The 10,375-nt window shown below is 68.0% G+C and carries 10 protein-coding genes; 6 read left to right on the top strand and 4 right to left on the bottom strand.

Features of this window, described 5'->3' with window-relative positions; genetic code table 11:
• Nucleotides 1–31 precede the first annotated feature (31 nt).
• The 3 genes from ABZ345_RS14620 to ABZ345_RS14630 are packed head-to-tail and all read right to left on the bottom strand — an operon-like array spanning nt 32 to nt 1,553.
• Nucleotides 32–235 (bottom strand): hypothetical protein, encoded by a 204-nt coding sequence (locus ABZ345_RS14620; RefSeq protein ID WP_359847468.1) that lies wholly within the window; start codon nt 233–235, stop codon nt 32–34.
• A complete protein-coding gene (locus ABZ345_RS14625) occupies nt 235–891 on the bottom strand; it encodes a TrkA family potassium uptake protein (RefSeq protein WP_359847471.1) in 657 nt (218 codons plus the stop codon). Before ABZ345_RS14625 ends, ABZ345_RS14620 begins: the two co-directional genes overlap by 1 nt.
• Nucleotides 891–1,553, bottom strand: a complete 663-nt coding sequence (locus tag ABZ345_RS14630; RefSeq protein ID WP_359847474.1) for a TrkA family potassium uptake protein — start codon at nt 1,551–1,553, stop codon at nt 891–893. Before ABZ345_RS14630 ends, ABZ345_RS14625 begins: the two co-directional genes overlap by 1 nt.
• An 82-nt stretch (nt 1,554–1,635) precedes the next feature.
• Between ABZ345_RS14630 and ABZ345_RS14635 the strand changes: the two genes are divergently transcribed.
• The 4 genes from ABZ345_RS14635 (at nt 1,636) to ABZ345_RS14650 (ending at nt 7,676) form a co-directional block, all read left to right on the top strand.
• Entirely contained in the window at nt 1,636–3,621 is a 1,986-nt protein-coding gene (locus tag ABZ345_RS14635; protein WP_359847477.1) for an APC family permease, read from the top strand.
• The gene (locus ABZ345_RS14640) at nt 3,618–4,850 is read left to right on the top strand and encodes a class I SAM-dependent RNA methyltransferase (protein ID WP_359847480.1); all 1,233 of its coding nucleotides are present in this window, start codon (nt 3,618–3,620) and stop codon (nt 4,848–4,850) included. The genes ABZ345_RS14635 and ABZ345_RS14640 overlap by 4 nt, the downstream gene beginning before the upstream one ends.
• A gap of 35 nt (nt 4,851–4,885) precedes the next feature.
• The gene (dxs, locus tag ABZ345_RS14645; protein WP_359847482.1) at nt 4,886–6,790 is read left to right on the top strand and encodes a 1-deoxy-D-xylulose-5-phosphate synthase; all 1,905 of its coding nucleotides are present in this window, start codon (nt 4,886–4,888) and stop codon (nt 6,788–6,790) included.
• Between the two features lie 244 nt (nt 6,791–7,034).
• On the top strand, nt 7,035–7,676 hold the full coding sequence (locus ABZ345_RS14650) for an SPFH domain-containing protein (RefSeq protein ID WP_359847485.1): 642 nt from the start codon (nt 7,035–7,037) through the stop codon (nt 7,674–7,676).
• Here ABZ345_RS14650 and ABZ345_RS14655 read toward each other — a convergent pair whose 3' ends face one another.
• Nucleotides 7,677–8,066: a nuclear transport factor 2 family protein gene (locus tag ABZ345_RS14655; protein ID WP_359847488.1), complete on the bottom strand. Its 390-nt coding sequence runs from the start codon at nt 8,064–8,066 to the stop codon at nt 7,677–7,679.
• Nucleotides 8,067–8,211: 145 nt separating this feature from the next.
• On the opposite strand from ABZ345_RS14655, the gene ABZ345_RS14660 reads away from it, so the two are divergent.
• Entirely contained in the window at nt 8,212–8,895 is a 684-nt protein-coding gene (locus ABZ345_RS14660; protein ID WP_359847491.1) for a response regulator transcription factor, read from the top strand.
• A gap of 3 nt (nt 8,896–8,898) precedes the next feature.
• The gene (locus ABZ345_RS14665) at nt 8,899–10,026 is read left to right on the top strand and encodes a HAMP domain-containing sensor histidine kinase (protein ID WP_359847494.1); all 1,128 of its coding nucleotides are present in this window, start codon (nt 8,899–8,901) and stop codon (nt 10,024–10,026) included.
• Nucleotides 10,027–10,375: the final 349 nt, after the last annotated feature.

The following is a 10,375-nucleotide window of genomic DNA, read 5'->3' on the forward strand; positions in this document are numbered from 1 at the left end:
GACCAGGCTTCCCGGCACACCAAGGAAAAGACTACATCGTCCGCCACCGCTGGACGTAGACCGTTCGGGGTTCTTCGAAGTCCACGACGAGGATTTGCTGACCGATTTCGATCACACTTGATTCGTCCGCGGGATAGGCGTAGAAGGCCTCCGCGCCACCCCGCACCGAAATCATCACCTCGCCCACGAGACCGGGCCCGACCCTGCCGGTCACCCGGCCCCGTTTGCCGATCATCAGTACCCGAGAGCCTTCTTGATGTCCTGCTCCACGGCCGCGGTCGTCACGAACAACAGCTCGTCGCCACCCTCGAGCGTGTCGTCCGGCTGCGGCACGATGACCCGCCCGCCGCGCAGGATCGTCACCAGAGCGGCGTCCCGGGGCAGCGTCAGCTCCGAGACCGCGCGGCCGGCGAACGGCGTCGACTCGTCGAGCGTGATCTCCACGAGGTTCGCCTGCCCCTGCCGCAACGTCAGCAGCCGCACGACGTCACCGATCGTCACGGACTCCTCGACCATCGCGGCGAGCAACCGCGGCGTCGACACGGCCACGTCGACACCCCACGACTCGGTGAAGAGCCATTCGTTCGTCGGGTCGTTCACACGCGCGACGACACGACGGACCGCGAACTCGGTCTTCGCCAGCAGCGACACCACGAGGTTGACCTTGTCGTCACCGGTCGCGGCGATCACCACGTCGCACAGCTGCATGCCCGCGTCCTCCAAAGAGGACAATTCGCACGCGTCGGCCTGCACCCACTCGGCCTGCTCGACCGAGTTCGGGTCGAAGTGCGTCCGATCCCGCTCGATCAGCATGACCTGGTGCCCGTCCTGCACGAGTTCCTGCGCGATGGACCGCCCCACCGCGCCCGCACCAGCGATCGCGACCCGCATCAGCTCTCCTCCGGTGCCTGCTGCGCCGCCGCCGCGACGTCGGTGATCGTGCCGGACAGCGCCGCCACGTAGATGGTGTCGTCGGCCTGCACGACGGTCTTCGCGTCCGGCAGCACACCCGTGCCGAACCGCATCAGGAACGCCACACGGGCGCCGATGGCCCCTTCGAGCTCGAACACGGGACGCCCGACCCAGGTCTCGGCGACCTCGACCGGCATCACCGCCACGGTGCCGGACGGGTCGCGCCACGCCGTCGACGCGCCCTCGGGCAGCAGCATCCGCAGGAACCGGTCCGTCGACCACGGCACCGTCGCCACCGTCGGAATGCCCAAACGCTCGTACACGGCCGCGCGCTTGTGGTCGTAGATGCGCGCGACGACGTGCTCCACGCCGAACGTCTCGCGCGCCACTCGCGCCGAGATGATGTTCGAGTTGTCGCCGCTGGAGACCGCCGCGAACGCGCCCGCGCGCTCCACTCCGGCCTCGATCAGGACATTGCGGTCGAAACCGTTGCCGACGACCTGCTGCCCGTGGAAGTCGCTGCCCAGCCTGCGGAACGACTGCGGGTCCTTGTCGATCACGGCGACCTGGTGGTCGAGTCGCTCCAAGGCCCTGGCCAGGGAGGCTCCCACCCGGCCACACCCCATGATCACCACGTGCACGACATGCCTCCTCAGGCGAACTCTGCGCAGAACCTACCGAGCATTAGCCCGTCCCGGTGAGTGGACCCCTTACGCTCTGGCCGTGTCCAAGCTCGCCACCGCTGCCAAACGCCTCCTGGTGGGACGGCCGTTCCGCAGTGATCGTCTCGCTCACACGCTGCTGCCCAAACGCATCGCGCTCCCCGTGTTCGCGTCCGACGCCATGTCGTCGGTCGCGTACGCGCCGGAGGAGATCTTCCTGATGCTGTCGGTGGCGGGGCTGAGCGCCTACGCGATGGCCCCCTGGGTAGGTGTCGCGGTGGTCGTGGTGATGCTCACCGTGGTCGCCAGCTACCGCCAGAACGTGCACGCGTACCCGTCGGGCGGTGGCGACTACGAGGTCGCCACGGTCAACCTGGGGCGCAGAGCGGGGCTGACCGTGGCGAGCGCCCTGCTCGTGGACTACATCCTCACGGTCGCGGTGTCGATCTCGGCGGCGGCGGCGAACATCGGGTCGGCCATCCCGTTCGTCGCGACGCACAAGGCTCTGTTCGCGGTGGCGGCCATCGTCATCCTCACGGCGATCAACCTGCGCGGCATCCGCGAGTCCGGCAGCGCGTTCGCCGTCCCCACCTACGCGTTCATGATCGGCATCATGGCGCTGATCGCGTGGGGCCTGTTCCGCGGCTTCGTGCTCGGTGACGAGATGCGCGCGGAGAGTTCCGGCTTCGAGATCCACGCCGAGCAGGACCACCTGATGGGACTCGCGTTCGTGTTCCTGGTGCTGCGTGCGTTCTCGTCCGGCTGTGCGGCGCTCACGGGTGTCGAAGCGATCAGCAACGGCGTGCCCGCGTTCCGCAAGCCCAAGTCCCGCAACGCCGCGACGACGTTGCTGATGATGGGCACGATCTCGGTGACCATGCTGATGGGCCTGATCGTGCTCGCCCAGCTGACCGACGTGCGGATGGCCGAGTTCCCGCAGGACCAGATCTCGAACGCTCCGAAGGACTACGAGCAGAAGACGATGGTCGCGCAGGTCGCCCACGCGGTCTTCGACAACTTCCCGCCCGGCTTCTACTTCATCGCCGGCGTCACCGCGCTGATCCTGGTGCTCGCCGCGAACACCGCCTTCAACGGCTTCCCGGTGCTCGGCTCGATCCTCGCCCAGGACCGTTATCTGCCGCGCCAGTTGCACACCCGCGGCGACCGGCTGGCGTTCTCCAACGGCATCCTGTTCCTGGCCGGGTTCGCGGTCGTGCTCGTCATCGCGTTCGACGCCGAGGTCACCAGGCTGATCCAGCTGTACATCGTGGGCGTGTTCGTCTCGTTCACGCTGAGCCAGCTCGGCATGATCAGGCACTGGAAGCGGTTGCTCAAGACCGAGACCGACGTCCAGACCCGCAGCCGGATGCGGCGCTCGCAGGCCATCAACACGTTCGGTCTCGTGATGACCGCGACCGTGCTGATCGTCGTGCTCATCACGAAGTTCACCAAGGGCGCGTGGATCGCCATCGCCGCGATGGCCGCCATCTACGCGTTGATGACGGCGATCCGCAAGCACTACGACACCGTCGCCGAGGAACTGCGCCAGCAGGAGCGCGTGCGCACGATGCCGGCGCGCAACCACGCGATGGTGCTGGTGTCCAAACTGCACATGCCGACGCTGCGGGCGTTGTCCTACGCCAAGGCCACGCGGCCGGACGTGCTGGAGGCCGTCACGGTCAACGTCGACGACGGCGACACGCGCAAGCTCGTCGCGGACTGGGAGAGGGAGAACTTCAAGATCCCGCTGAAGGTGATCGAGTCGCCGTACCGCGAGATCACCAAGCCCGTTCTCGACTACGTCAAGCGAGTCAAGTCGGACAACCCGCGCGACGTTGTTACGGTGTTCATCCCCGAGTACGTCGTCGGTCACTGGTGGGAGCAGCTGCTGCACAACCAGAGTGCGTTGCGGCTCAAGGGAAGACTGCTGTTCCAGCCGGGTGTGATGGTGACGAGCGTGCCGTGGCAGCTCGCGTCGTCGGTGAAGGTCCGCGACAAGGACGTCATCGCACCGGGCGCTGTCCGAAGGGGACTTGACGACCGATGAGCGTGGCCAAAGAAGACTGGACCGGACGGACGTTCGAAGTAGAGATCGGTCCAGTCGCGCACGGCGGGCATTTCGTCGCACGGCACGAGGGCCGCGTTCTGTTCGTGCGGCACGCACTGCCCGGCGAACGTGTTGTGGTGGCTGTCTACGAGGACAACGGCGGGTCGTTCTGCCGTGCGGACGCCGTGGAGATCCTGTCGGCGTCGCCGGACCGCGTGGAGCCGCCGTGCCCGTTCAGCGGACCGGGGATGTGCGGTGGCTGCGACTTCCAGCACGTCTCGTGGGACGCGCAACGGGAGCTGAAGGCCCAGGTCGTCCGCGAGCAGCTGGCGAGGCTGGCCAAGATCGAACGCGACGTCGTCGTCGAGGCGCTGCCGGGCGGCCCGCTGGAGTGGCGGACCCGGATCCGGATGGCCGTCGACAGGGACGGACGGCCCGGTTTCCGCGGCACCCGTTCCCACGATGTGATCCCGATCGACCACTGTGTGATCGCCCGGCCGGGCATGGTCGAGGCGGTCGCTGACCGAAAGTGGCGGGCACAGGAGCTCACCATCGTCCAGGACGGTGACGGCAACCGTCATGTGGGTGAGGTGCGCGGCCGACACACCGCGCGACGCGCCGGAACCGGTACGGCCGTTGAGACGGCCGCCCAACGAAAGTGGCGAATTTCTGCTGACGGTTTCTGGCAGGTCCACCCGGCGGCCGCGGACACCTTCGCCACCGTCGTGGGCCAGTGGGCTGCTGCTGAGCCGGGGCAACGCGCGTGGGATCTCTACGGCGGCGCGGGGCTCTTCGCGTCCGTGCTCGGACGGCAGGTCGGCGAGGCCGGATCCGTGCTGGTCGTGGAGTCTTTCCCCGGTGCTGTGGAGGACGGCCGGCGCAACCTTCGCCGCATGTCTCAGGTGGAGTGGGTCGCGGACAAGGTGGAGCACGCCGTGACGCGCCGACTGCCCGTTGAGAACCCTCATGTGGTGGTGCTGGACCCGCCTCGCAAGGGTGCGGGCAAGGTCGTTGTGGCTGAAGTCGCACGACGCCGTCCCGAACGGGTCGTCTACGTGGCCTGCGACCCTGCCGCACTGGCACGCGACCTGGCTGAATTCACAGTTCAGGGGTATCGGCTCGAGCAGCTGCGGGCGTTCGACGCGTTCCCGATGACCCATCACGTGGAGTGCATCGCCCTGCTCGTCCCTGAGACCACGCGGGACAGCGTCTCAGTCGAGTCTCCGTAGACTGAGCCGAAGTCTTCAGGAGTGAGGTGGGCGTGGTGACCCTGCTGGAGTCCGTGCACGGACCGGCTGATCTGAAACGGATGAACGAGGCGGAGCTGAGGCAGCTCTGCGACGAGATCCGGCGTTTTCTGGTCGACAAGGTCTCCAAGACCGGCGGGCACCTCGGCCCGAACCTGGGCGTCGTCGAGCTGACCGTGGCACTGCACCGCGTGTTCGACTCGCCGCAGGACCCGATCGTGTTCGACACGGGGCACCAGTCGTACGTGCACAAGATCGTCACGGGCCGCCGCGACGGCTTCGACCGCCTGCGCCAGCAGGGCGGCATGTCGGGCTACCCGTCGCGGTCGGAGTCCGAGCACGACGTGCAGGAGAGCTCGCACGCCTCGACGGCGCTGTCCTACGCCGACGGCCTGGCGAAGGCGAAGCAGATCACCGGCGCGCACGGCCACGTGGTCGCGGTCGTCGGTGACGGCGCGCTGACCGGCGGTATGTGCTGGGAGGCGTTGAACAACATCGCGGCGGACAAGACGCGTCCGGTCGTGATCGTGGTCAACGACAACGGCCGCTCGTACTCGCCGACGATCGGTGGTCTGGCGGACCACCTGTCGTCGCTGCGCCTTCGTCCCGGCTACGAGCGCGTGCTGGAGAAGGGCAAGAGCGCCCTGCAGCACACGCCGTTCTTCGGCAAGCCCCTGTACGCCGCCCTGCACGCCGCCAAGCGCGGCATCAAGGACGCGCTGGCGCCGCAGGCGATGTTCGAGGACCTCGGCCTCAAGTACATCGGCCCGGTCGACGGCCACGACCAGGCGACGCTGGAGTCCGCTCTGCAGCGCGCGAAGTCGTTCGGCGGCCCGGTGATCGTGCACGCGGTCACCCGCAAGGGCATGGGCTTCGCGCCCGCCGAGAACCACCAGGCCGACCAGATGCACGCCACGGGCGTCATCGACCCGATCACCGGCGAGGACGTCAAGCCGGCCGGCCGGACCTGGACGCACGTGTTCTCCGACTCCCTGGTGGAGATCGGCCGCGAGCGCTCCGACCTCGTGGCGATCACCGCCGCGATGCAGGGACCGACCGGGCTGGACGCGTTCGCCAAGGCGTTCCCGGAGCGCTTCTACGACGTCGGCATCGCCGAGCAGCACGCGCTGACCTCCGCGGCCGGTCTCGCCATCGGCGGCCTGCACCCGGTGGTCGCCGTCTACGCGACGTTCCTGAACCGGGCGTTCGACCAGCTGCTGATGGACGTCGCACTGCACAAGCAGGGCGTCACCGTCGTGCTGGACCGCTCGGGCGTCACCGGTCCGGACGGCGCGTCGCACCACGGCATGTGGGACATGTCCATCTGCGGTGTCGTCCCCGGCATCCACGTCGCCGCGCCGCGCGACGCCGGCACGCTGGCCGAGGAACTGCGCGAGGCCGTGGCGATCTCGGACGCGCCTTCCGTGATCCGCTACCCGAAGGCCTCCGTCGGCCCGGACCTGCCCGCTCTGGAGCGCGTGGGTTCCGTTGACGTGCTTCGGCGGTCGGGTTCCGACGTGCTGTTGGTGACGGTCGGAGCGTTGGGCGAGCTTGGTCTTGAAGCCGCGCAACGGCTGGAAGACCAGGGCATCGGCGTGACGGTCGTCGACCCGCGGTGGATCTACCCGATGTCCGAGGACCTCGTGTCGATGGCCGCGTCGTCCAAGCTCGTGGTGACCGTTGAGGACGGTGGCCGGCACGGTGGTTTCGGTTCGTCCTTCGCGGCCGCGCTGCGCGACGCCGACGTCGACGTGCCGTTGCGCGACATCGCTCTGCCGCAACAGTTCCACGACCACGGCTCGCGTGGTGAGGTGCTGGCACTGCTCGGCATCACCGCGCAGGACGTGGCGCGCCGCGTGACGGAGTGGGCTTCGCGGCTGGAGTGCCTGTCCGTCGAAATCGACGAGCCCGCCGACAAGTGATGGGCTAGCCTTCCGTCTTACGCCCGCCTTTTGCGGCCCGGCAGGCCTTCCTGTCCGGGTCCCGCGTTCTGAGACGGGTGCTGGGTGCCTTTGGAGCAGCAGGTTTCGATACCTGATTGCCACGACCCCGGTCGCACGAGGGGATGTCAGGCTCTGCGAGTCCACTGTCCATCAAGGACAGGGGACTCCCGCCTCGACGTTCTGCCGGCCGGGGTCGTGGTCTGTCCGGATGGGGGTGGAGACGATGAAGCACACGTTGTTCCCTTGGGAGCGAGGTGTCCGGTTCGACCGTGGCGTGCTGGTGGGTGAAGTGGAACCCGGTGAGCACAAGCTGCCGCGGCACGCCGTGCTGCACCGTGTCGACGTTCGTCCGCGCTCTCTCACGCCTGCCGCACAGGACGTGCCGACCTCTGACGGCGTGCTGGTCCGTGTGACCGTTGTCGTGCGTTGGGCTGTGGCTTCCGCAACGACGTTCGTGGTGGCGTCTTCCGGACCTGAGGCTGAGCTCTACACGGCCGTGCAGCTCGCACTGCGCGGTGCTGTTCTGACGCGCGCACACTCGGCCGTCGACGCTGAGCGCGAAGCCATCGCCTCCGAGGTGCTGGCCGGTGTGGCCGCTCGTGCCGCCGAGCTGGGTGTTTCCGTGTCCGACGTGGCCGTGCGCGACGTCGTCATGCCCGGTGAACTGCGCCGGGCTGCGTTGGCCGAGCTGGTCGCGGCTGCTGAGGGACGAGCGGCTTTGGAGCGCGCGCGGGGCGAGACGGCCGCGCTGCGGTCGTTGCTGAACGCGGCCCGGCTGGCGGAGGAACACCCGGCCTTGCTGGAGCTCCGCGCATTGCAGAGCGCCTCGACCGTCGTCGTGGATCGGCCAGCACGGAAGTCCTGATCAGCGCATCCAGAGGAGCCTGGTCCGCGACTCGCTGAGCCGCCAGCCGTCCGGCGTCCTCGTGGCGGTGCAGGCGAGTCGCAAGCCGCTCGTTCGGTGAGGTGCCTCGTCGGCGCGGAAGAAGTAGACGACCGAGTTCGCCGAGGCGGTGGCCTGGTCGCCGTCGACGTCGACGATGACGTCGGTGGTGACGTGCTGGGTGTGCTCGTCGGCGACCTCGGCCTGGCGCATGAACGCGGCGAGTTCGGCACGGCCGCGGATCTCGCCGTTGCGGGGCGAGTACACCGCTACGTCGCTGGTGAAGACGGTGTGCGCGTCGTCCCAGCGCTTGTCGTCGAGCAGGTGGTTGAGACGGCTGAACAGGTCGGTGATCTCGGTGCGGTCGTTCACGTCGGCCCCCAGGTCCATTGGTGGTGCCGACGTTACCGATCTTCATCGGCCGCGTCGCACGACACCGATCGTGGCTGCGGTCATCGACAGGCCGCGTGAAGGTGCCGTTAAGCGTGGTCTCAGGTGAATGTGGCACCTTGGTGGCGTGCGGATTCTGGTAGTCGAGGACGAGGCACCTCTGGCCGACGCGATCGCTCGCGGGCTGAGGCGCGAAGGTATGGCCGTGGACGTCGCCTACGACGGCGAGACCGGGCACGAGAAGTCGACCGTCACGCGGTACGACGTCGTGGTGCTCGACCGCGACCTGCCTGGGATGTCCGGCGACGAACTGTGCAAGGAGATCCTCAGCTCCGGCGCGCTCACCAGGGTCATGATGCTGACGGCCAGCGGGTCCATCGAGGACCGCGTGTCCGGGTTGTCGCTGGGCGCGGACGACTACCTCGCGAAGCCGTTCGCGTTCCCCGAACTGGTCGCGCGCGTACGGGCGTTGGCTCGGCGCGCGACGCCGGCGACTCCGCCCGTGCTGTCGGCTCAGGACGTCGAGCTGGATCCGGCGCGACGCACCGTGTCGCGCGGTGGGCAGCCGATCGAGCTGACGCGCAAGGAGTTCGGCGTGCTCGAGGTGCTGCTCGCGGCCAAGGGCTCGGTCGTCAGCAGCGAGGAGCTGCTCGAGCGGGTGTGGGACGAGAACGCCGACCCGTTCACCACGACCGTGCGCGTCACGGTGATGACGTTGCGCAAGAAGCTGGGTGAGCCGGGCATCATCGACACCGTCGTGGGCTCCGGGTACCGGGTGCCGAGTGCTTCGATCGGACCAGCTGAGGACTAAATCATGCGTAGGCGCGGACCGGGGCTTCGTCTCCGGATCACGCTCCTCACCACCGCGCTCGTCGCGGTGGTGAGTGCTGTGCTGCTCTTCCTCGGCTGGTCGCTGGTCGGGAGGGTCTTCGACTCGTCGCCGTCGTTCCCCACCGGCAGCCAGGTCACCGTGGACGGCGTCAACGTCGACGTGACGGTGTTGACGAACGCGTTGACGGCGGCGGCTCGCAAGGACCTGCTGCAGGCTGGGCTCATCGCGTTCGCGTGCATGGTGGTGGCTGCCGCGGTGCTCGCGTGGACGTTCACGGGTCGTGTCTTGAAGCCGCTGCACGACGTGACGGATGCCGCGCGCCGGTTGTCGGCGGAGTCGTTGGGCGCGCGGTTGCGCCTGGAAGGGCCGCGGGACGAGGTCGCGGAGCTCGCGGACACGTTCGACGCGATGCTCGACCGTCTTGAAGCGGCCTTCGACTCGCAACGCCGGTTCGTGGCGAACGCGTCGCACGAACTGCGCACCCCTCTCTCTGTGGTGCGCACGGAGCTGGACGTGACTCTGTCCGATCCGGACGCCGACGTCGAAGAGCTGCGTCGCATGGCCGGAGTCGTGCGTGCCGCGGGGGAGCGTGCGGAGCAGTTGGTGTCCGCGCTGCTGCTGCTTGCTCGCACGGACGGTGTTGGGCTCGCGGTGCGTGAGCCGGTCGATCTCTCTGCGGTTGTCGAGTCCGCGTGGAAGGCCGTGCGCGCGGAAGCCGAGGCACGGAACCTGCGCACGGTGTTCCGGTGCGTGCCGGCGCTCGCGGTCGGGGATCCCGCACTGCTGGAGCGCATCGCGGGGAACCTGCTGGAGAACGCCGTCCGCCACAACCACGTCGGCGGGTGGATCGAGACCGTGGTGGAAACCGGGCCCGAGTGGTCGGTGCTGCGGGTGTCGTCGTCCGGTCAGCTCATCCCGCCGGACCGCGTCGAGGAGCTGTTCGAGCCGTTCCGCCGCGGGGTCAAGGACCGCACCAGCCAGTCCGGCACGGGTCTGGGGCTCTCGATCGTGCGGGCCGCGGTGTCCGCGCACGGCGGGTTTGCGCAGGCAGTGGCTGTGCCGACGGGTGGTCTGTCGGTGACCGTGCACCTGCCCGTTGCACCTCGTTGAAGCCGGATACGAGATTGTCGACGTGGTCCCGGTCACACTGCGCGTCGATCTTGGCTGGTTTAGGCCGTCCGCGTAGCGTCTGACCTGCGGTTACGCCGTAAGTGACCCCCGATTTGGATCTCATGAGGCGCCCGTGTAAATTTCTCCATGCCAGCACGGAACGGGCCGGGAAACACAGCCGGAACGGAGTGCGGCAAAAGACTTCTAAGCCTGACACAGCCCCGGAAGTGACTCTCCTCGGAGACTAGCTGCGGTGAGCGCGTGTTCTTTGAGAACTCAACAGCGTGCCGATAACACAGCCAGTAATATATGAATTACCTCCTCGTCGAGGTAGTTCCTTTGAGAGTAA

The organism is Lentzea sp. NPDC005914 (assembly GCF_040629405.1).
Classification (GTDB): Bacteria; Actinomycetota; Actinomycetes; order Mycobacteriales; family Pseudonocardiaceae; genus Lentzea.

What these genes read in the sequence shown, in the direction of transcription:
- ABZ345_RS14650 (WP_359847485.1), top strand. Translation starts at nt 7,035, where the DNA reads ATGAAGCACACGTTGTTCCCTTGGGAGCGAGGTGTCCGGTTCGACCGT.
- ABZ345_RS14620 (WP_359847468.1), bottom strand. Translation starts at nt 235, where the DNA reads ATGATCGGCAAACGGGGCCGGGTGACCGGCAGGGTCGGGCCCGGTCTC.
- ABZ345_RS14625 (WP_359847471.1), bottom strand. Translation starts at nt 891, where the DNA reads ATGCGGGTCGCGATCGCTGGTGCGGGCGCGGTGGGGCGGTCCATCGCG.
- ABZ345_RS14640 (WP_359847480.1), top strand. Translation starts at nt 3,618, where the DNA reads ATGAGCGTGGCCAAAGAAGACTGGACCGGACGGACGTTCGAAGTAGAG.
- ABZ345_RS14665 (WP_359847494.1), top strand. Translation starts at nt 8,899, where the DNA reads ATGCGTAGGCGCGGACCGGGGCTTCGTCTCCGGATCACGCTCCTCACC.